Consider the following 20,031-nt stretch of genomic DNA (forward strand, 5'->3'; position numbering starts at 1 on the left):
GCTACCGCGCCGCGCAGCTGGCGCGGCGGTGCGGCGAGCGGGCCCGGCGCCTGCTCCGCCGCGGCCGCAGCGTCGCCGGCCGCGGCGTGCTGCGCCTCTACTACCGGGCCCAGCTGCGCCGGCCGGTGGACGAGAACCTCGCGCTCTACTGCGCCTACTGGGGCCGCGGGTACGCCTGCAACCCTCGGGCGATCCACGAGGCGGCCCGGCGGCTCGCACCCCACGTGCGCGGCGTGTGGGTGGTCAACGCGGACGCCGCCGCGCAGCTGCCGGCCGACGTGCCGCACGTCGTGCAGGACACCCCGGCCTTCTTCCGCGCGCTGGCCCAGGCGAAATACCTGATCAACAACAACAACTTCGGCAACTACCTGGTGAAGCGACCGGGCACGGTGTTCCTGCAGACCCACCACGGCACCCCGCTGAAGTCGATGGGTGTCGACGAGCAGCGCCACCCGCTGGCCCCGGTGGGTCGGCACGCCACCCGGCAGAGCCTGCTCGCCCGGTGCGCCGCCTGGGACTTCGACCTGAGCTCCAACGAGTACAGCACCGCGCTGTGGCACCAGGCCTACCCGGTGGAGTTCGAGACCCTGGAGTACGGCTACCCGCGCAACGACGTGCTGGTCAACGCGACCGCCGAGCACGTCGCCGCGCTGCGCGCGAAGCTGGGTATCGGCGCCGACGAGACGGTCCTGCTGTACGCGCCCACCCACCGCGAGTACCAGCCGTCCTACCGGCCGCTGTTCGACCCGGAGGCGTTCGTCGAGGCGCTCGGGCCGGGCCACCGGCTGCTGCTGCGCGCGCACTACTTCTACGCCGACGGCACCGGCGCACCCGCCGACCCGCGGGTGCTCGACGTGTCGTCCTACCCCACCGTCGAGGACCTGTACCTGGTGGCCGACGTCCTGATCACCGACTACTCGTCGACGATGTTCGACTTCGCGGTGCTGGACCGGCCGATCGTGATCTACGCGCCCGACTGGAACGTCTACCGGGACACCCGCGGCGTCTACTTCAACCTGGCCGCCGCCCCGCCCGGTCTGTTCGTGCGCAGCTACGACGCGCTGGTCGACGGCTTCCGGGACGGCGCGGTGGACACCGAGCAGACCCGCACGCTGCGGGCCGAGTTCCGCGACCGGTTCTGCCGGTACGACGACGGCCACGCCGCGGAACGGGTGGTGCGCAAGCTGATGCTGGGCGAGGATCCGGAGCTGCCGGCCGGCGCGCAGCGCACCGCCGGCGTCGGGGATCCCGGTCACCGCTGACCGTCCGGTACCGGCGGCACCGCCGCTGACGCCATCCGATACCGGCGGCACCGCCGCGGGCGCGGGCCGCCGGACCCATCCGGAGCGGAACGCTGCCCGGTGGGCCCGGCCGGCACACGTCAGTCGCGAACCACCTGGCTCGGTGCGCCCACGCCGTCGGATCCGCCGCCCGCCACGGCATCGAGGACGACCTCGGGCGCGTCGGTACCGCCCAGGTCGGCCGGCGCCGGGCGGGTCCGGCCCGCGCCGATCACCTCGTAGAACTGCTGGACGGCTTCCTCGTTGTAGGCGCGGTAGTCGAACGGCGGGTTCGGCACCGCACCGCGCAGGTAGGCGCGCATCCCGTCGGCCAGCGCCTCGTCGGTGCGCGGCACGACCAGGCCGACACCCTCCGGCAGCGACCCGCGGACCGAGGCGAACTCGGTGGAGACCACCGGCAGACCGAGCACCCGGGCCTCCAGGATCACCATCGGCTGGCCCTCGTAGTTGCTGGAGAGCACGAAGCAGTCGCAGTGCCGCATGATGGCGTGCGGGTTGTTCTGCTGCCCGGCGAGGATCACCGAGTCGGCCAGGCCGAGCTCGTCGACCAGCTCGGTGAGCTGGCCGAACAGCGGGCCACTGCCGACGATGATCAACCGGGTGGCCGGGTCGTCCCGGTGCACGTCGGCGAACGCCCGGATCAGCCGGGCGTGGTTCTTCTCCGGCGAGCAGCGGCCGATGGTGACGAACGTGGTGGTGTTCGGCGGCGGAGTGGTGATGCGCTCGACCAGGGCCCGGCGTTCGGCCAGCTGGCGGCGCGACTCCTGCCGCTTCGCCTCCACGACCGGGTCGTCGCCGGCGTCGGCCACCACGCCTTCCTCACCGCCGACCTCGCCGCCCTCGGGTGCCGGTACCTCGGCGAGCAGATCGGCGTCGGCCTGGGTGAGGATGCGGTCGAAGTTGATCGTGTTGACGGCGGAGACGAACTTGCTCTCGTCGCCGACCCCGGGCAGCTTGGCCCGGTTGATCTCGGCGAGCGCCGGGGACACCGACACCAGCCGGTCGAAGTGCGGGTAGGTGCTGGCCACCGCGCCCAGGCCGACCTCCAGCGGCCGCTTGCCGTCGACCTCGCGCATCCGGTCGGCCGCCATGTCGTTGTGCATCCAGATCGACCGGCACTTCGCCGGTGCGGTGAGGAAGACGTAGTCCCAGAACGGACCGTAGCCGCTGAAGTCGACGATGTAGTCGAACTCGGTGTCGCCGAACACCCGGCGGAACTCCTCGCGGAACAACCGGTTCTGCGCGGCGAGATCGACGCGCGGCGCCGTCAGCCCCTGCGCGAGCAACCGGCGGCGCGGGAAGGTGTACCGCTTGCTGCCGTTGATGCCGCCGACGTACGGGAACAGCCGCACGTTGGGGTTGATCTTCGCCTCGTTCTTCATCCGGTCCTGGCTGCGCCGCCGGTAGCTGTACAGCGCGGACACGTCGAACCGGTCGTAGTCGATGTTGTCCAGCAGGTTGAGCATCGAGGTGGTGATGCCGTTGGTCCGCATGCCACCCAGGTAGATCAGGATCGACTCGCGCCCGTCGGTGAAGTCGGTGCGCACGTCGTAGCCCTCGGTGCGGCCCCGGAACACCACGTCGATCAGCCGGGTGGTGGCGTGGCCGTCGTCGCGCGGCAGGTAGTCGGCGGCGACCTGCTCGTAGCGCGGCCGGAACGGCCCGGTGGCGTCCTCGTCGGTACCCAGACTGTTGATCCGGGCGGCGAGCACCTCCAGGTCGTCGGTGACCGGGCCCGGCCAGTCCTCGGTGGGCACGTAGAGCCCGCGGCTGTCCCGGTAGTCGGCGAGATCCGGGACGTAGAACAGGATCGGCCGGCCGGTCGCCACGAAGTCGTAGAAGATGCTGGAGTAGTCGGTGATCAGCACGTCGCTGATGCCGAGCACGACGTTGGACGGCACGTCGTTGGGGACCAGCAGCTCGCGCAGCTCGGGCAGGTCCACCGCGTACCGGTAGACCTGCTGGTGCACCCGCAACAGCACCTGGTACTTGTCGGTGTCGATCCGCTCGTTCAGCTGCCGGACCCGCTGCAGCAGCTGCTCGGCGTCGTCCTCGGCCCGCTGGAACGAGTCGCCCTTCCAGGTCGGTGCGTAGAGCACGATGCGCTGGCCGTCGGCCAGCTTCACCCCGCGGTCTCGCAACTGCGCCCGCGCCTGCGCGGTCTGCTCGTCGTCGAGGAACTGCCGGTCGATCCGCGGGAAGCCCTCCTGGACGATGGCTCCGCGGTAGATGCCCCGCAGCTTGTACGCCGTCTCGTACATCTGCTTGGTCATGAACTCGCTGCCCGAGGCGAGGTAGTCGGCCATGACGAAGTTGCGGATGATGTTGCGGGTCTCCGGGCCGCCGCCCTCGATGTCGTACCCCATCTTCTTCAACGGGGTGCCGTGCCAGGTGTTCAGGTAGACCTGGCCTTCGCGCTTGTTGAACTGGGGCGGGAAGGTCGCGTTGTTGATCAGGTACTTCGAGGTCGCGAGTGCCCGGTAGTAGGCACCGGAGTGCACTCGCACGAAACTGACGTTCGGATGCCCGGCGAACTGCTGGATCGTCTCGCGGTACCGGTGGAAGTCCGAGAGCACCCAGATGTGCTGCAGGTGCTTCATGTCCGGCGTGGCGAGCAGCTCCCGGAAGATCGCCTCGGGATTGCACAGCATGCCGTTACCGGAGAACGACTCGTACAGCACGGTGTCGGTCTTGATCGGTGCGTTCCGCCAGTGTGCGTGCGTTTCGAACTGCTTGATCGTACGCAGGCGCTGACGAATCCGGCGGAACTTCGCACGGACCTTCGATCGAGCCATTTCTCTCCCACCGTGTCCCCGACACTGGTCAACCCGGATGCTGCCGCACCGCCCACCCGGGCAGGCTGGCCGCGGCCGGGCGCTGTGTATTTGGGTGCTCCCGCGCGGTCGGCGCTGCCTCAGCCCCGCCCAGGAGCGTGCCGCTGGCACGGCACGTCATCACCCCCGAGATGATTCGACCACGATAACCGACCCTTTCCGACGCTCCGGCACCTGGCTCGCCGATTGCTCGCCGATTGCTCCCCGGTCCCTTGCACCTCCACCTCCCCGGCGACGGCAATTCACCCGTTCGGCTCCGCCTCGCGGCCGGCTGACGCATTCTCGAAGGCGCCCCCCACCACGCCGTTGGTGAGGAGTGGTCATGCGCAGCGCGCCGGCGTCACCGGCGACCGGGACCCGCGCGGCCGCCGCCGGCCCGGCACCCCGGCACCGGTTCACCGCCCTGCTGCCGGTGATCGCCCTGTACGTCCTCGCCGCGGCCTTCGGCCTGCTGGTGGCGCGGCGGCCGCCGTGGAGCGGCGACACCGGCGTGCACCTGGCGGTGCTCGAACAGTTCGGCCGCAACCTGCACGATCCGCCCGACCCGATGACCGGCGTCACCGAACCGGGCAGCGTCTACTACACGCCGTTCACACTGCTGCAGGCGCTCGGGTTCCGGTTCGGCGGACTCGATGCGTGGACGGTCTTCCGGATCAGCGCGGTGGTCGACGCGCTGCTGGTGGCGAGCGGCATGCACCACTTCGTCCGCCGGCTCAGCCGCGCCCCCGCCGCCCCGCTGTGCGCGCTCGTCGCGGTCGTCCTCGTCTACGGCACCCAGCTGCTGACCTGGTCCGGCGTGTACGGGCTGGCCTCGCTCGGACTGACCCTCTACTACCCGAGCACGTTCGCGCTCGGCATCACCCTGCACCTGTGGGGCGTCCTCGCGTACGCGCTGGGCGGGGGCCGGGGCTGGTGGCCGTACCCGGTGGCCGCGGTGCTCGGTGCCGACGTGCTGCTGGACCACCAGTTCACCGCGCTGGGTGCCGGGTTCGGCGCGGTCGCGCTGCTCGTCGCCCACCTGCGCGAGCTGACCCTGCGCCGGGGGCTCGCGCTGGCCGGCGCCGCGGTCGGCGCCGCGGTGCTCGTCGCGGCCTGGCCGTACTTCTCGCTGATGTCGCTGTTCGGCGGCACCGGCGCGCTCGACGCCATCCACCGGCCGCTCTACCGCACCATGTTCGACCTGTACGGGCTCGGCCTGCTCGTCGGCGTCCCGGCGCTGGTGCTGCGGTTCCACCGCAAGCGCACCGACCCGCTGGTGCTGCTCGCGCTGCTGTCCGCCGTGCCGGTCGGCTACGGGCTGCTGACCGGCGCGTACGCCTGGGGCCGGGCCTGGCCGATGCTGCTGCTCGCCGGCCAGATCGCGGCGGGGATCGAGCTCGCCACGGTGCTGTCGAACGGTACCCGGACGGCCCGGCTGTACGCGGGGGCGCTGGCCGTCACGGTGTTCGTGGTCGGCGGCTGGACCCAGGCGGGGGTGGCCGACCTCGGTGCCCGGATCCCGGCGAACGTCGCGGCCCGGATGCAGGTCAAGCACAGCTGGGGCGACTACCGCTGGCTCGCCCGGGAACTGCCGGCCGGCACCCGGATCCTCGCCGACACCTACCACGCCAAACGGATGGCCCCGGCGTACCGGATCTACCCGGTGGCGTCGGTGTATCCGGAGCCGTGGCTGGCCGGCGACCAGCGGCGCCGCACCGACGCGGCGACCATGCTCGACCCGGCGACCCCACCGGCGCGCCGGGCCGCGCTGCTGCGCGCCTACCGGGTGCGCTGGCTGGTCGCCTATCCCAGCCACGCGGCCCGGCTGCGCGCCGCCGGGCTGCACCTGACACCGGTGGCGCACAGCCCGCTGTACCCGCGCGACGGGCTCTACCGGATCGGCTGACCGGGCCGGCGGCGACACCGCACCGGGTCGGCGCCCTCAGGCCTTCGCGTAGTCGTGGTACTCGTCCAGCACCGACTCGATCGGGCCGTCCGAGATCAGCTCGCCCTTGCGCAGGTAGATGCCGCGCTTGCAGAACCGGCGCAGGTCCTTGTCCGAGTGCGAGACGAGCACCAGGGTGCGACCCTCCGCGAGCATGCCCTCGATCGTCTTGTAGCACTTCTCCCGGAACTTGCGGTCGCCCACCGCGAGCGCCTCGTCGACCAGCATCACCGGGTGCTCCAGCTGGGTGAGCACGGCGAACCCCAGCCGCACCTTCATCCCGGACGAGTAGTGCCGGATCGGCGTGTCGATGAACTCGGCCACGTCCGCGTACTCGACGATCGCGTCGAACCGCTTCTTGATCTGCTGCTGGCTGAGGCCGTGCATGGCCGCGACGATCTGCACGTTCTCCCGGCCGGTCAGGTCGCCGGAGAAGCCGGCGGACAGGGCCAGCAGCGGAGCCACCTTGCCCCGGCACTCCACCCAGCCCTCGTCCGGGGTGAGCACGCCGGCGATCATCCGCAGCAGGGTCGACTTGCCCGTACCGTTGGCGCCGATCAGGCCGACTGCCTCGCCCTCTTCGATGCCGAAGTTGATGTGCCGCAGCGCCCAGAAGTCGTGGCTGATCTTCGGCCCGCGGTTCTTGCCGCGGAAGATGAACATCTCCCGCAGCTTGCGCTGCCGCTTCCGGTTCTTGCTGAACCGGATACCCAGGTCGTGCGCCTCGATGATGGTGCTCATCGTCTTCCTACAGCTCCTTGAGCACGGCCGACTCGGCCCGGTTGAAGACCCACCAGCCAAGGATGAACACGATCAGCGACCCCGTCGCCGACATGATCACCAACTGTGCGCTGGGGAACATCGGTGCGATCCACGCGCCGTGCTGCAACTCCATGATCCCCACCAGCGGGTTGCACTGGTAGAGGAACTGGAACCAGCCGGGTAGCCGGGACGGATCGCCCGGCGCACCGAGCACCCGGGCGAGCGGGTAGATGACCGGCGCCGAGTACATCAGGATGCGCACGATCAGTCGGGTCATCCGCTCCACGTCCCGGAACAGCACGTTGAGCGGGGCGAGGATCAGTGCCACCCCGATCAGCAGCACCCCCTGGATCAGCATGGCCAGCGGGATCGCGATCAGCCGCCAGGTGAAGTAGCCGTGGAAGATCAGCGCGAACACCAGCACCACCGGGATGCCGACCAGGAACTCGACCGACCGGGCGAACACCTTCGAGATCGGGAAGATCTGCCGGTGCACCCGCATCGTGGTGATCAGCCGGGACTGCGAGCTCAGCGCGTGCGCCGACTCGGTGATGCCGGCCGACATCCACATCCAGGCGAAGATGCCGGAGACGATGAACAGCGGATAGCCGGCGTGGCCGAGCATGTTCTCGTCGCCGCTGCGGTGGTAGAGCACGCCGAAGATGAACCAGTAGATCAGCGCCTGCACCAGCGGATCGATCAGCGACCACAGGTAGCCGAGCATCGAGGACTGGTACTTGACCGCGAGGTCCCGGCGCACCAGCATCCCCATGACGCTGCGTTGTCGCCAGAGCGTTCCGACTTCCACCGTCAAGATGTCCTCCGATTTCGCCTGCCCGTGGGCCGTCGGCCGGCGAAGGGGTGCCGGCGAGGGGATCGAGTCGACCCAGAGCATCACGCGCCCGAGGTGGCGGCGCAGAGTATCACCGCGGAGCCCGAGATGTTCCAGAATCGTATAGCGCCCATTCGGCGGGCGGTCAGCCAGCACCATGTTCGCCGCGGATGATTCAACCGTAGGGCCAAGATCGTTTGTGCGCCGGCCGGCCGGTCCGGGCCGCGCGCGGCCCGACATCCGCCGCGCGCGTCCGCACTCACCAGCGGGAAAGGCTAACCGGCACACCGCCGGGGCGGCCAGTCGGCCCGGATTCGCCGGTACTGTCCGGGTACGTACCACGGGTTTCGGGCGGGAACCCGTCTGCTGGCGCACACTGCCGGGCCGGTACCGGATGGCGAGACTAGGCTCGCAGCGTGACCGACATCGCGCTGCGGGAGCAGGCAGCTCCCGCCGAACGGCTGGAAATCGTCCGCGCCGGCCTCGTCGACTACCGCGTCGCGTGGGACGAGCAGCGCCGCATCCAGCAGGCCCGGATCGACGACACCGGCCCGGACACGCTGCTGCTGCTGGAGCACCCCAGCGTGTACACGGCGGGCAAGCGCACCGAACCGCTGGACCGTCCGACCGACGGCACCCCGGTCATCGACGTCGACCGCGGCGGCAAGATCACCTGGCACGGCCCGGGCCAGCTGGTCGGCTACCCCATCATCAAGCTGCCCGACCCGGTCGACGTGATCGCCTTCGTGCACCGGGTGGAAGACCTGGTCATGTCGGTGTGCGCCGAGTTCGGCGTGCCGACCACCCGGATCACCACCCGCAAGGACATGCGCGGCGGCGTGTGGGTGCTCGCCGACGACCGTGGCCCGACCCGCAAGATCGCCGCGCTCGGGATGCGCGTCTCGCACGGGGTCACCGAGCACGGCTTCGCGCTCAACTGCAACTCCGACCTCACCGGGTACGACCGGATCGTGCCGTGCGGCATCCGGGACGCCGGGGTGACCTCGCTGACCTACGAGCTGGGCCGCGAGGTGACGGTCGCCGAGGTGCTGCCGATGGTCGAGTCCCGGGTGCACATGCTGTTTCCGTGACGGGTTCCGGGCGGGCACGCCGAGGTGCCCGCCCGGGGCCGTCACGGCGTCAGGCGGTGCAGGTCGCGCGGGAACAGCGTGACCTCACGCACGTTCGCGGCGCCGGTGAGCCGGGCCACGAAGCGCTCCAGCCCGATCGCGAACCCGCCGTGCGGCGGCATCCCGTGCCGGAAGAACTCCAGGTACGACGCGTACGGCTCGATGCTCTCGCCCCGCGCGGTGATCGCCGCCACGTAGTCGGCGTAGCGGTGCAGCCGCTGCGCCCCGCTGATCAGCTCCAGCCCGCGGAACAGCAGGTCGAAACCGCGCGAGTAGCCGGGCCGGGCCGGGTCCGGGTGGGTGTAGAAGGCGCGCTTCGCCGTCGGGTAGCCCGTCACGATCAGCCACTCCGAGCCGTGCTCGCGCTCCGCCCAGGCCGACAGCCAGCGCTCGTGCGCCGGCGCCAGGTCCTGCTCGCCCGACAGGTCCTCGCCGGTCGCGGCGCCGATCAGCTCCAGCGCCTCGGCGAAGTGCACGACGGGCAGCTCGGCCGGTACCTCCGGCAGGGTGATGCCGGCCGCGGCCACGGCGGCGCCGGCCCGTTCCGCCATCGTGTCGATCATCCCGGCGAACACCTCGCGGATCACGCCGATCACGTCCCGGTGGTCCCGGACGAACCCCAGCTCGGCGTCCAGCGAGGTGTACTCGGCCAGGTGCCGGGCGGTGTCGTGCGGCTCGGCCCGGAACACCGGGCCCACCTCGTACACCCGCTCGAACACCCCGACCATCGCCTGCTTGTAGAACTGCGGGCTCTGCGCCAGGTACGCCCGGCGGCCGAAGTAGTCGACCCCGAACACGTTCGCGCCGGACTCGGTCGCGTAACCGACCAGCTTCGGCGTGTGCACCTCGGTGAAGCCGAGGCCGTCCAGGGTGGCGCGGAACCCGCGCACCCCGGCCGCGGCCAGCTCGAACGGCGCCCGCTGCCGCGCGTTGCGCAGCGCGAACGGCGCCGCGTCGAGCACCGTGGGCAGGCTCGCCCGCAGCTCCGGCCGGTACAGCTCGAACGGCAGCGGCTCGGCCGGCTCGGACAGCGTCTCCCAGCCCGGCTCGACGACCTCGACGCCGCCCGGCGCGTCCGGGTTCGCGACCGCGCGGCCGGTCACCTCGACGACCGTCTCCTCGGGCAGCTGCTCCAGCCGCTGCCGGGCGGTCTGGTCGGCCACCACGACCTGCGCGAGGCCCGCCCGGTCGCGCAGGATCAGGAACGCCACGGACTTCAGCAGCCGCCGCCGGTGTACCCAGCCGGCCAGCCGAACCTGCTCGCCGGCGTGCGCGGCGAGCTCGGTGGACAGAATGCGTTGCACCACAACACCTCCTCGTACGAATACGCGGACCCCGGTGGGAGCTGCGAGCAGAGGAGAGCGGTGGAGAGAACGCCTCGCCGACCAACACGCCGCCTGTCGCAGCCCTGTTGGTGTGGGCGATGGGGCAAGGTCGCGGTGCCACCACACCTTCGCCGCCACGGGGGCGGCCTTGCGCGGCGCCGGCGGACCGGCATCGCTGGCCCGATCACGGGGGCCGGCCGGCGGGGCTTGGGGCCGCGGCCCCGGACCGGGACCGTCGCGCCGTTGTTCCCCGCGGCTCGGGAGGGTCTTCACGCGTGGTCCGGAGGCCGCCGTCACAGCAACAGGCGGCTCTCTCGGCTCCGGGGTCCACGTGCTACTTGGCTCCGTCAGTGCCGTTGCCGCAGACCATAGCGCGCAGGCACCAGGTACCGGCAACCGGATTGCCGGCGGGCTGCTAGGTTTCCCGGACACATCGACGACGATCGACGGCCCGGGGGGTACGAGTGCGGCGGCGGATGTGCATCGTGGCGGGGGTACTGGCGCTCGGCGCGCTGGTGGCCACCGGCTGCGGCCCGGACGGTACCCGGTCGGCCACGCACGGCGGCTCGGGTTCGCCGCACCCCGGCTCGTCCAGTTCGGCACCGGACGCGATCCGCGGGTTCGACTTCGGTTCGGCGGCCTGGCACCACCCGATGCTCAACACCATGCTGCGGGCCCGGACCCAGCGCGGCGACCGGACCCTGACGCTGCACGACGGCCGGGGCAGGGGCAGCACCCCGGACGGCGGGCCGGTCAGCTGCCGCGGCGCCGGCGCCCCGGTGTACGGCGACATCGGCGGCGGCAGCCAGGTGGCCGCCGCCGGGCTGGTCTGCTCCGCCGGGGTCAACGAGTACACCGCGTACTACGTGTGGCGCTGGGACGCGGCGAAGCGCACCGCGGTGCAGGACGACCAGCCGCTGGTGGTGGGCGAACACTGCGGCTCCGACGTGCGTACGGTCGCCTACCGGGGCCACGCGTTCGCGATCACCGTCGGGCTCGGCAGGCTGGACAGCAGCTGCGCGGACTCCGACCGCGGCCGCACCCCGTACAGCTACACGGTGGTCGAGCGGGACGGCTTCCTGATGCGCAGCACGCCGGAGCAGGGCGCGGTGCGCGAGTGCGCGCTGAACAACGGCGACATGCACCAGCTCAGGGGCGTCACCCTGTACGCGGACCGGGACGCCTCCTCGCCCGTGGTGTACCGGCCGAAGGGGCTCGCGACGCTGTGGACGGTCGGCGGGCACGACTACTACGAGTCGACCGACGACCTGACCGGCAAGAAGACCCGGTGGCAGTTCGTCCGGGCCAACCTGCCGCACGGCTACGTCTGCGGCTACCGCCAGGTGGGCTGACCGCCGCCGCGGTCACCGCCGGACGGCCGCCCGGGCCGAGCGGGGCAAGGGCCGGGTGAAGCCGGTACCAGCGGGTCACAAACCGGGCAGCACGCCGGAGACGTGAGGCACCTCACGTAACGTGCGGTGAGTGACGTCACGGACCGCGGTGCGTACCGGTTCGCGGCGTTAGGCTGGCCGGCGTGACCGTGGTTCAGCCAGAGGGCCGACGACTTCTGCGCATCGAGGCCCGCAACTCCGCAACGCCCATCGAGCGGAAGCCGCCGTGGATCAAGGTGCGCGCCAAGATGGGCCCCGAGTACACGGATCTGAAGGGCCTGGTGAAGCGCGAGGGCCTGCACACCGTGTGCGAGGAGGCCGGCTGCCCCAACATCTACGAGTGTTGGGAGGACCGCGAGGCCACCTTCCTCATCGGCGGCGACCAGTGCACCCGCCGGTGCGACTTCTGCCAGATCGACACCGGCCGGCCGGCCGAGTTCGACGCCGACGAGCCGCGCCGAGTGGCCGACTCGGTCGCCACCATGGGCCTGAAGTACGCGACGATCACCGGCGTGGCCCGCGACGACCTGCCCGACGGCGGCGCCTGGCTCTACGCCGAGACGGTCCGGCAGATCCACAAGCACGTGCCCGGCTGCGGCGTCGAGCTGCTGATCCCCGACTTCAACGCCAAGCCCGACCAGCTGGCCGAGGTGTTCTCGTCCCGGCCCGAGGTGCTCGCGCACAACATCGAGACGGTGCCGCGCATCTTCAAGCGGATCCGCCCCGGCTTCCGGTACGAGCGGTCGCTGGAGGTGATCACCAAGGCCCGGCAGGACGGCCTGGTCACCAAGTCGAACCTGATCCTCGGCATGGGCGAGGAGTTCGACGAGGTCGTGCAGGCGATGCGTGACCTGTTCGACGCCGGCTGCGAGCTGCTCACCATCACCCAGTACCTGCGCCCGTCGGTGCGGCACCACCCGATCGACCGGTGGGTCAAGCCGGAGGAGTTCGTGGCGCTGCGCGAGGAGGCCGAGCGGATCGGCTTCGCCGGCGTGCTGGCCGGACCGCTGGTGCGCTCGTCGTACCGGGCGGGTCGGCTGTTCCGGCAGGCCAAGACGGCGCGCGGCGAGGCGCTGCCGCCGGAGCTCGCGATCCAGTCCGTCTGATCGCCGCGACGCCGGCGCCCGGTCAGTAGTACTCGTACCGGGGGCCGGCGAACGAGCCGATCGCGCAGAGCAGGTAGCCGAACCCGGCCAGCCCGATCCCGGCGGCGACCACGCCCGAGTACTGCGCCAGGCCGACCGCGCTGAGGGTGAACGCGCCCGCGGCGAACAGCAGCAGCAGGCCGGACACGATCCGCAGCGCCAGCCCGCGCAGGAACCCGTACCCGACGAACCAGCACAGCAGCACCACGCCGACGATCACCGACACGCCGATCCCGGCGGTGGGCAGCTTGTATCCGTTGGCGCTGGCCACGCCGCCGGCCGCGATCTCGATGATCGCCAGCACGATCAGCCACAGCACGCCGAGCACCGCGTACAGCACCCGGCAGACGGTCGAGTCGAGCGTGCCGGCCAGCGCCACCAGCAGCGCCGGCACCAGCATCAGGCACTGGACCAGCACGAACGCGCCGACCCCGACCGCGCTCGACGAACTGGTCACGCCGCCGAACGAGGTGTCGTGCAGGTCGAGCTGGTCGGCGCCGAACCACGGCAGACCGGCACCGCCGACCACGATCAGGACGAACCCGACCAGCGTGACGCCCAGACTGCCCCGGGCACGCGGCCGACGCCGGGTCGGTGCGTAGCCGACCGGTCCGTACGCCATCTGCTGCCTCCGTTTCGCCCCGCACCCGCTGCGCGATGGTCGCCCGACGGTAGCCAGCGCGCGCCAGCCGGCCCGGACACTCCGCCGGTACGCCGGGCCGCCGGCGACGTCGATAGACTTCACGGCATGGCCAAAGCTGAGCCGGAGAAGGCATCGTTCCTCGAACGCCTGAAGCAGATCCGCACCGCGTTCGTGTTCACCGCCAAGCGCGACACGCTGTTCCTGCCGTTGGTGATCGTCGCCGTGGTGATCCCGATCGCGGCCGGCGTGATCGCGTTCCTGCTGCTCGGCTCGCCGGTCTGGCTCGCGGTCGGCGTGGTGCTGGCGCTGCTCGCGGTGCTGATCGTGATGAACCTGCGGGCGAACACCGCGATGCTCAACGAGGCCGAGGGCAAGGTCGGCGCCGCCGCGGCGATCCTGCAGACGATGCGCGGCGACTGGAAGGTCACGCCCGCGGTGCAGGCGACCACCCAGGAGGACTTCGTGCACCGGGCGGTCTGCCGCGCCGGCGTGGTGCTGATCGGCGAGGGCAGCCCGGGTCGGCTGCGCAGCCTGCTCGGCCAGGAGAAGAAGCGCACCTCCCGGGTCGCCGGCGACACCCCGATCTACGACATCCAGGTCGGGGACGAGGAGGGGCAGATCAGCCTGCGCAAGCTGCGCAGCCACCTGCTGAAGCTGCCCCGCAACATCACCGCCAAGCAGGTCGCCGCCCTGGACACCCGCCTCGGTGCGATCGGTTCCCGGCCGCCGATGCCGAAGGGCCCGATGCCGAAGAACGCCCGCCCGCCGAAGGGCGCCTACAAGGCGATGCGCGGCCGGTAGCCACCGTGCCGGCGCAGCGACGCCCCGGGTCGAGGTGACCCGGGGCGTCGCTGCGTCCGCGGTACGGTCTTCGCCGCGCTACCGCTCGGCCGGGGCCTTGTCGCCCAGGTGCAGGGCGAGGGTGCGCAGCAGGTCGGCGAGCTGGTCGCGCTGCGCCGCCGACAGCCCGGCGAGCAGCCGGTCCTCGTTGGCGACGTGACCGGTCACCGCCCGGTCGATCAGCTCGCGCCCCTCGTCGGTCAGCGCGATCAGCACGCTGCGCCGGTTGCCCGGATCGACCCGGCGGGTCACCAGTCCCCGGGCGCTCAGCCGGTCGATCCGGTTGGTCATCGCGCCGGAGGTGATCATCGAGGAGGCCACCAGCGCCCCGGCGGTCAACTGGTACGGCGGGCCGCTGCGGCGCAGCGTGGCGAGAATGTCGAACTCCCACGACTGCAGGTCGTGCTCGCCGAAGTACTCCCCCAGTCCGTGTTCCAACAGCCGGCCGACCCGCTTGATCCGGCCGACGATGCCCATCGGGCTGGCGTCCAGGTCGGGACGCTCGGCCTGCCACTGCGCGAGAATCCGATCGACCGCGTCCGGCATCACACACTCCTCGACGTTGAACTGTTTGACAACAAGATAACCCACGGCTAGATTCCTCGACGTTGAACATTTCAACGTCGAGGAGTTCGTCATGGCCGACTTCAGTACCGGCGCCACCCGGGCACCCGGTGCCGCGCCGACGGCCGGTACGGTCGCCGGGCCGGCTGCCGGTGCGGTCGCGGCGCCGGCGGGATCCGTCGCGGCGCGCACCGCGCTGACCGCCCTCGCCCCCGTCGTCTGGGGCACCACCTACCTGGTCACCAGCCAGTGGCTGCCGCCCGACCACCCGCTCTGGTCGGCGACGCTGCGGGCCCTGCCCGCCGGCCTGATCGCCCTCGCCCTGGGCCGCCGGCTGCCGCACGGCGCCTGGTGGTGGCGCGCGGCGCTGCTCGGCACCCTCAACATCGGCGCCTTCTTCGCCCTGCTGTTCGTCGCCGCGTACCGGCTGCCCGGCGGGGTCGCCGCGATCCTCGGCGCGCTGCAGCCGCTGGCCGTCGCCGCCCTCGCGTACGGGCTGCTCCGGGAGCGGCCGACGCTGTGGCGGCTCGGCTGGGCGGTCGCCGGTGCCGCCGGAGTCGCGGTGATCGTGCTGCGCGCCGGCGCCGCCCTCGACCCCGTCGGCATCGTCGCCGGCAGCCTCGGTACCGCCGGGATGGCCGCCGGCGTGGTCCTGTCGAAGCGGTGGCGCCGACCCGTCGGCGTCGTCGCGTACACCGGCTGGCAGCTCACCGCCGGCGGGTTGCTGCTGCTTCCGCTCGCGGTGCTGGTCGAGGGCGCGCTGCCGCCGCTGGACCCGCCCGCGATCGGTGGCTACCTGTGGCTCGGCGGCGTCGGCACGCTGCTCGCGTACGGGCTCTGGTTCACCGGCATCGGCCGGCTGCCGGTGACCGCGCTGTCGTTCCTGCCGTTGCTGTCCCCCGTCGTCGCCGCGACCGTCGGCTGGCTGGCACTGGGCCAGTCGCTCGGCCCGCTGCAGGTCGCCGGCTTCGTCCTCGCCCTCGGCGCCATCGCCGCCGCCCAGTTCGCCCCCCGTCGGCCCCGCGGCTGACCCGACCCGCTGGAGAACCCATGTACCTGACCGTTTTCGGCGCGACCGGCACCGTCGGCCGCACCGTGGTCGACGAGGCGCTGGCACGCGGTCACCGCGTCACCGCCGCCGTACGCAACCCGGCCCGTACCGCCCAGCTGCCGGCCGCCGCGGAGCCGGCCGTCGCCGACGCGGAGGACCCCGCGCAGGTCGCCGCGCTCGCCCGGGGCCGGGACGCGGTGGTCGGCGCGACCCGGCCGGCGGCCGGACACGAATCGCGGCTCGGGGCCGCCGCGCACGCGCTGCTCACCGGTACCGCCGCCGGCGGGAGCCGGTTGCTGCTGGTCGGCGGGGCGGCGACGCTGACGGTGCCGGACACCGGACGGCTGCTGCTGGACGACCCGCGGTACCTGCCCGCCGACGCCCGGGCGATCGCCGCGGCCTGCGTCGACCAGCTCGCCCGCTGCCGCGAACACGAGGGCGACTGGAGCTACCTGAGCCCGCCGGCGCAGCTCGACGACGGCCCGCGCACCGGCCGGTACCGGATCGGCGCGGACGAGCTGGTCGTCGACGCGGACGGTGCGTCCCGGATCTCGGCAGCCGATCTCGCGGTGGCCCTGCTGGACGAGGCGGAGCGGCCGGCGCACCGCCGACGCCGCTTCACCGTCGGCTACTGACGGGCACGTACCGGCCGGCGCCGCTTCACCGTCGGACGCTGCCGCAGCGTCGGCCGCTGACCGGCAGGGACCAGGCGGCGCCACTTCACCGTCGGGGCAACGCCGCTCTACCGTCGGCCGCTGACCGGCAGGGACCGGGCGAGGCCGCCGCACCGTCCGGGCGACGCCGCTCTACCGTCGGTCGCTGACCGGGTGGCACCGCCGAGCACGTCGGGCGACCGGCTCAGGTGTGCACCACGATCGAACCGGCGGCGCGGTCGTGCAGGCCGCGGCCACCCGGGCCGACCACGAGCGGCGGCACGATCAGGCAGAGCAGGAAGCCGCGCAGCAGCGCCCGCGGCACGCCGACCCGGCCGTGATCGGACACCCGCAGGCAGGCGATCCGGGCCAGCCGCATGCCGACCGTCTGACCGAACACCCCGACGAAGACCCCGTACTCGACGATCAGCACCGGATAGGCCCAGAAACCCACCATCGTCTGGTTGGAGAACACTCCGGTCAGCCGGGCCAGCACGGTGCCGACCAGCAGGCAGAGGATCCAGTCGAGCACCAGCGCGACGAACCGCTTGCCCCAGGTGGCGGGGCTGCCCGGCTCGGCCGGCGCGTTCGGGTCGGCGGGCCGGCCGGTGGTCTGCTGGGACGAGCGCTCGCTCACCGGCCCAGCTTACGGCGACGCCCCGGTACCGGCGCCCGCGGGTCGGTGCCGCAGAACCGGCGTCCGCGGACTGGCCGGTACCGGCGGCGGTGGCGGCGCGGCACCCCGGGTCCCGGGTCGGCGCGTCGGGCATCACGGCGGTCACGGCGAGGGCGGAAAGCCGGCGGGCCCGTAACAGCGGCGAAACAATGCAGATACGGCCGGGCAACGGCGGGTTCCTACCCTGACCGGGTACCCGGGGGTACGCATCGAGCCGCGAGACGACGGAGGACACGTGTTCGACAACTCCGAGGCACTGCTGAAGTTTCTGGCCGACGACGGCGTACGGTTCGTCGACGTCCGGTTCTGCGACCTGCCGGGGGTGATGCAGCACTTCACGGTGCCGGTCGAGTCGTTCGACGCGGACGTGTTCACCGACGGTCTCGGGTTCGACGGCTCGTCGATCCGCGGGTTCCAGCAGATCCACGAGTCGGACATGCTGCTGTTGCCGGACCCGACGACGGCGTTCGTCGACCCGTTCCGGGCGGAGAAGACGCTGGCGCTCAACTTCTTCGTGCACGACCCGTTCACCCGCGAGCCGTACAGCCGGGACCCGCGCAACATCGCCCGCAAGGCCGAGACCTACCTCGCCGCGAGCGGCATCGCCGACGCCGCGTACTTCGGTGCCGAGGCCGAGTTCTACCTGTTCGACTCGATCCGGTACGACACGGCCACCCAGCACGGCTTCTACCACATCGACTCGATCGAGGGCGCCTGGAACTCCGGCGCCGCCGAGGGCGGGCGCAACCTCGGACACAAGATCGCCCCGAAGGGCGGCTACTTCCCGGTGTCGCCGGTCGACCAGACCGCCGACCTGCGCGACGCGATCACCCGCAACCTGCTCGACGCCGGCCTGGTCGTCGAGCGGGCCCACCACGAGGTCGGTACCGCCGGGCAGGCCGAGATCAACTACCGGTTCTCTACCCTGCTGCACTCCGGTGACCAGGTGCAGCTGTTCAAGTACATCGTGAAGAACACCGCGCACGCCGCCGGCAAGACCGCCACGTTCATGCCGAAGCCGCTGTTCGGTGACAACGGTTCGGGCATGCACACCCACCAGAGCCTGTGGCTCGCCGGCGAGCCGCTGTTCTACGACGAGACCGGGTACGCCGGCCTGTCCGACACCGCCCGCTGGTACATCGGCGGCCTGCTGCACCACGCGCCGAGCCTGCTGGCGTTCACCAACCCGACGGTCAACTCGTACCGCCGGCTGGTGCCCGGCTTCGAGGCGCCGGTCAACCTGGTGTACTCGCAGCGCAACCGCTCGGCGTGCACCCGCATCCCGGTCACCGGTACCAACCCGAAGGCCAAGCGGGTCGAGTTCCGGGTGCCGGACCCGTCGTCCAACCCGTACCTGGCGTTCTCGTCGATGCTGATGGCCGGACTGGACGGGGTGCGCAACAAGATCGAGCCACCGGAGCCGGTCGACAAGGACCTGTACGAGCTGCCGCCCGAGGAGTTCGCCGGCGTCAAGCAGGTACCGGGGTCGCTGCCGGAGGTGCTCGACGCGCTGGAGGCCGATAACGAGTACCTGCTCGCGGGTGACGTGTTCACCTCCGACCTGATCGAGTCGTGGGTGGACTACAAGCGCGCCAACGAGGTCGACCCGATCCGCCTGCGCCCCACCCCGCACGAGTTCGCCCTCTACTACGACGTCTGATCGCCCCCGGCAATGCGACGTCTGATCGCCTCCGGCAACGCGACGTCTGATCGCCTCCGGCAACGCGACGTCTGATCGCCTCCGGCAACGCGACGTCTGATCGCCTCCGGCAACGTGACGTCTGATCGCCTGATCGCCCCCGGGCAACCCGAACAGCGCCCGCCCCCGGACCACCGGTGGCGGGCGCTGCCGCGTACCGGCGGCGTCGAACGTCAGCCGGGGTGGCGGTGGTGGATGGCGCGGACGCGGGCAGCCGGCACCCGAACTCGGTGACGACGACATCTGTTCCCAGCAACGGGTACGAGCGGCTACGCCGGCTTGCGCCAGGACTCCCGGGGCGCCGCGTAGACACCCTGCCGTGGCCGCACCCGGACCATGCCCCACTCCACGAGCCCGGCGATCGCCCGGCGAGCGGTCCCGCGGGCGACTCCGTACGCCTGGGCGATGGTGTTCTCCGACATCACCCGCTGGCCGGGCTGATACGCCCCGGAGCGGATCTGCTTCTCGACGTCGAGGGCGATCTGCTCCCACTTCGGCACTTCGATGTCCGGCACGGCCTCCATCCCCTCACCCTGACAATGCCAAGGTGCTCGCGAGCCAGCATATACACACCTACATACCCATGGGTGACGCTGTACAAGGATGGTTCAGGCAAGTAGCCTGGCTGCACTCCGCAAACAGGGCCGGGTGGCGTCCAGTCCACGCCGCCCGGCCCCTGACCGCTCGCGAAGGGAGCGGCTATGACGAACCTTATCCGGCGGCCCGATCGGATTCCCCGCGCCGGACAGCTGGTGCACATCAGCCCCGCCGCCGGGGTGTACGGGGCGGGCTCCGCCTGGTGGCACGTGATCACCGCCGAACCGGCGCTCACCGACGGGATGTGCTACCTGACCGCGGGGCCGCTCGACCCGAACGACCACGACGGCCGCGCCCGAGTCTTCTTCTGCCGCATCGACGGACTGCTCGTCCAGGACGTGCGGTGATGCTCGTACGTCTGGGGTCCCGCAGCGGGCTGCCACCGAATCCGTCGCACGCAGCAGGCGCCGAGAGTCCTTGTCCTCGTCACCCCTTGCTCGCTAGCGTCGAGACGAAGCGCGGTCGACGAACGGAGACGGCCGTGTACCCCGGTGGCACGAACGGGCAGTGGGTGCGCAGCCGCAACCAGGAAAGTGTCGAGGCGCTCCAGGCCGAGCAACAGGTGCGGTCCGGCCTGGAGCGCGAACAGCTGGAGCGGTGGCACGAGTTCCGCAGCCGGCTGTGGCACAGGATCCTCAGCTGGTTCCACCGCTGACGGCCGGCC

General features: G+C 71.7%; 19 protein-coding genes. 11 read left to right on the forward strand and 8 right to left on the reverse strand.

The window, feature by feature from the left end; translation table 11 throughout:
• The coding region (locus NUM_RS12720) for a CDP-glycerol glycerophosphotransferase family protein (RefSeq protein ID WP_207125031.1) at window positions 1–1,262 on the forward strand (1,262 nt) is incomplete at its 5' end.
• 119 nt (window positions 1,263–1,381) lie between these two features.
• Here NUM_RS12720 and NUM_RS12725 read toward each other — a convergent pair.
• Window positions 1,382–4,096, reverse strand: a complete 2,715-nt coding sequence (locus NUM_RS12725; RefSeq protein ID WP_207125032.1) for a glycosyltransferase — start codon at window positions 4,094–4,096, stop codon at window positions 1,382–1,384.
• A gap of 361 nt (window positions 4,097–4,457) precedes the next feature.
• Here NUM_RS12725 and NUM_RS12730 point away from each other — a divergent pair, with 361 nt between their 5' ends.
• Window positions 4,458–6,020 carry a hypothetical protein gene (locus NUM_RS12730; RefSeq protein ID WP_207125033.1) on the forward strand — a complete coding sequence of 521 codons (1,563 nt, stop codon included), beginning with the start codon at window positions 4,458–4,460 and terminating at the stop codon, window positions 6,018–6,020.
• A 36-nt stretch (window positions 6,021–6,056) separates the two neighbouring features.
• On the opposite strand, the gene NUM_RS12735 is transcribed toward NUM_RS12730, so the two are convergent.
• Both NUM_RS12735 and NUM_RS12740 read right to left on the reverse strand, forming a co-directional pair.
• Window positions 6,057–6,800 (reverse strand): ABC transporter ATP-binding protein, encoded by a 744-nt coding sequence (locus NUM_RS12735; RefSeq protein ID WP_207125034.1) that lies wholly within the window; start codon window positions 6,798–6,800, stop codon window positions 6,057–6,059.
• A 7-nt stretch (window positions 6,801–6,807) separates the two neighbouring features.
• Complete coding sequence (locus NUM_RS12740) at window positions 6,808–7,635, reverse strand: ABC transporter permease (RefSeq protein ID WP_207125035.1); 828 nt, start codon at window positions 7,633–7,635, stop codon at window positions 6,808–6,810.
• A 443-nt stretch (window positions 7,636–8,078) separates the two neighbouring features.
• Here NUM_RS12740 and lipB point away from each other — a divergent pair, with 443 nt between their 5' ends.
• On the forward strand, window positions 8,079–8,744 hold the full coding sequence (gene lipB, locus NUM_RS12745) for a lipoyl(octanoyl) transferase LipB (RefSeq protein ID WP_225918535.1): 666 nt from the start codon (window positions 8,079–8,081) through the stop codon (window positions 8,742–8,744).
• A gap of 41 nt (window positions 8,745–8,785) precedes the next feature.
• Here the strand turns inward: lipB and aspS are convergent, their stop codons facing one another.
• Window positions 8,786–10,087 (reverse strand): aspartate--tRNA(Asn) ligase, encoded by a 1,302-nt coding sequence (gene aspS, locus NUM_RS12750; RefSeq protein ID WP_207125065.1) that lies wholly within the window; start codon window positions 10,085–10,087, stop codon window positions 8,786–8,788.
• A gap of 506 nt (window positions 10,088–10,593) precedes the next feature.
• On the opposite strand from aspS, the gene NUM_RS12755 reads away from it, so the two are divergent.
• Both NUM_RS12755 and lipA read left to right on the forward strand, forming a co-directional pair.
• Window positions 10,594–11,460 (forward strand): hypothetical protein, encoded by an 867-nt coding sequence (locus NUM_RS12755; protein WP_207125036.1) that lies wholly within the window; start codon window positions 10,594–10,596, stop codon window positions 11,458–11,460.
• A 182-nt stretch (window positions 11,461–11,642) separates the two neighbouring features.
• Window positions 11,643–12,605 (forward strand): lipoyl synthase, encoded by a 963-nt coding sequence (lipA, locus tag NUM_RS12760; RefSeq protein WP_207125037.1) that lies wholly within the window; start codon window positions 11,643–11,645, stop codon window positions 12,603–12,605.
• 22 nt (window positions 12,606–12,627) lie between these two features.
• Here lipA and NUM_RS12765 read toward each other — a convergent pair whose 3' ends face one another.
• Entirely contained in the window at window positions 12,628–13,266 is a 639-nt protein-coding gene (locus tag NUM_RS12765; RefSeq protein ID WP_207125038.1) for a hypothetical protein, read from the reverse strand.
• Window positions 13,267–13,392: 126 nt separating this feature from the next.
• Here NUM_RS12765 and NUM_RS12770 point away from each other — a divergent pair, with 126 nt between their 5' ends.
• Window positions 13,393–14,088 (forward strand): DUF4191 domain-containing protein, encoded by a 696-nt coding sequence (locus NUM_RS12770; protein ID WP_207125039.1) that lies wholly within the window; start codon window positions 13,393–13,395, stop codon window positions 14,086–14,088.
• A gap of 78 nt (window positions 14,089–14,166) precedes the next feature.
• Here the strand turns inward: NUM_RS12770 and NUM_RS12775 are convergent, their stop codons facing one another.
• Window positions 14,167–14,718, reverse strand: a complete 552-nt coding sequence (locus NUM_RS12775) for a MarR family winged helix-turn-helix transcriptional regulator (RefSeq protein ID WP_225918529.1) — start codon at window positions 14,716–14,718, stop codon at window positions 14,167–14,169.
• Window positions 14,719–14,764: 46 nt separating this feature from the next.
• On the opposite strand from NUM_RS12775, the gene NUM_RS12780 reads away from it, so the two are divergent.
• Window positions 14,765–15,721: an EamA family transporter gene (locus tag NUM_RS12780; RefSeq protein WP_207125040.1), complete on the forward strand. Its 957-nt coding sequence runs from the start codon at window positions 14,765–14,767 to the stop codon at window positions 15,719–15,721.
• Between the two features lie 20 nt (window positions 15,722–15,741).
• Window positions 15,742–16,377: an NAD(P)-dependent oxidoreductase gene (locus NUM_RS12785; RefSeq protein ID WP_207125041.1), complete on the forward strand. Its 636-nt coding sequence runs from the start codon at window positions 15,742–15,744 to the stop codon at window positions 16,375–16,377.
• A 223-nt stretch (window positions 16,378–16,600) separates the two neighbouring features.
• Here the strand turns inward: NUM_RS12785 and NUM_RS12790 are convergent, their stop codons facing one another.
• Complete coding sequence (locus tag NUM_RS12790) at window positions 16,601–17,032, reverse strand: RDD family protein (RefSeq protein WP_207125042.1); 432 nt, start codon at window positions 17,030–17,032, stop codon at window positions 16,601–16,603.
• A 274-nt stretch (window positions 17,033–17,306) separates the two neighbouring features.
• Between NUM_RS12790 and glnA the strand changes: the two genes are divergently transcribed.
• A complete protein-coding gene (glnA, locus tag NUM_RS12795; protein ID WP_207125043.1) occupies window positions 17,307–18,731 on the forward strand; it encodes a type I glutamate--ammonia ligase in 1,425 nt (474 codons plus the stop codon).
• 308 nt (window positions 18,732–19,039) lie between these two features.
• Here the strand turns inward: glnA and NUM_RS12800 are convergent, their stop codons facing one another.
• Window positions 19,040–19,294: a GntR family transcriptional regulator gene (locus NUM_RS12800; RefSeq protein ID WP_035297650.1), complete on the reverse strand. Its 255-nt coding sequence runs from the start codon at window positions 19,292–19,294 to the stop codon at window positions 19,040–19,042.
• Between the two features lie 177 nt (window positions 19,295–19,471).
• On the opposite strand from NUM_RS12800, the gene NUM_RS12805 reads away from it, so the two are divergent.
• Complete coding sequence (locus NUM_RS12805; RefSeq protein ID WP_207125044.1) at window positions 19,472–19,714, forward strand: hypothetical protein; 243 nt, start codon at window positions 19,472–19,474, stop codon at window positions 19,712–19,714.
• A 134-nt stretch (window positions 19,715–19,848) separates the two neighbouring features.
• The gene (locus NUM_RS12810) at window positions 19,849–20,022 is read left to right on the forward strand and encodes a hypothetical protein (RefSeq protein WP_207125045.1); all 174 of its coding nucleotides are present in this window, start codon (window positions 19,849–19,851) and stop codon (window positions 20,020–20,022) included.
• Window positions 20,023–20,031 lie beyond the last annotated feature (9 nt).

This window comes from Actinocatenispora comari (genome assembly GCF_017312725.1).
GTDB lineage: Bacteria > Actinomycetota > Actinomycetes > Mycobacteriales > Micromonosporaceae > Actinocatenispora > Actinocatenispora comari.

Excerpts from the sequence above, each read along its gene's own strand:
- NUM_RS12730 (WP_207125033.1), top strand. The coding sequence starts at position 4,458 with ATGCGCAGCGCGCCGGCGTCACCGGCGACCGGGACCCGCGCGGCCGCC.
- NUM_RS12770 (WP_207125039.1), top strand. The coding sequence starts at position 13,393 with ATGGCCAAAGCTGAGCCGGAGAAGGCATCGTTCCTCGAACGCCTGAAG.
- NUM_RS12800 (WP_035297650.1), bottom strand. The coding sequence starts at position 19,294 with ATGGAGGCCGTGCCGGACATCGAAGTGCCGAAGTGGGAGCAGATCGCC.
- NUM_RS12765 (WP_207125038.1), bottom strand. The coding sequence starts at position 13,266 with ATGGCGTACGGACCGGTCGGCTACGCACCGACCCGGCGTCGGCCGCGT.
- NUM_RS12725 (WP_207125032.1), bottom strand. The coding sequence starts at position 4,096 with ATGGCTCGATCGAAGGTCCGTGCGAAGTTCCGCCGGATTCGTCAGCGC.
- NUM_RS12805 (WP_207125044.1), top strand. The coding sequence starts at position 19,472 with ATGACGAACCTTATCCGGCGGCCCGATCGGATTCCCCGCGCCGGACAG.
- NUM_RS12735 (WP_207125034.1), bottom strand. The coding sequence starts at position 6,800 with ATGAGCACCATCATCGAGGCGCACGACCTGGGTATCCGGTTCAGCAAG.
- NUM_RS12780 (WP_207125040.1), top strand. The coding sequence starts at position 14,765 with ATGGCCGACTTCAGTACCGGCGCCACCCGGGCACCCGGTGCCGCGCCG.
- NUM_RS12785 (WP_207125041.1), top strand. The coding sequence starts at position 15,742 with ATGTACCTGACCGTTTTCGGCGCGACCGGCACCGTCGGCCGCACCGTG.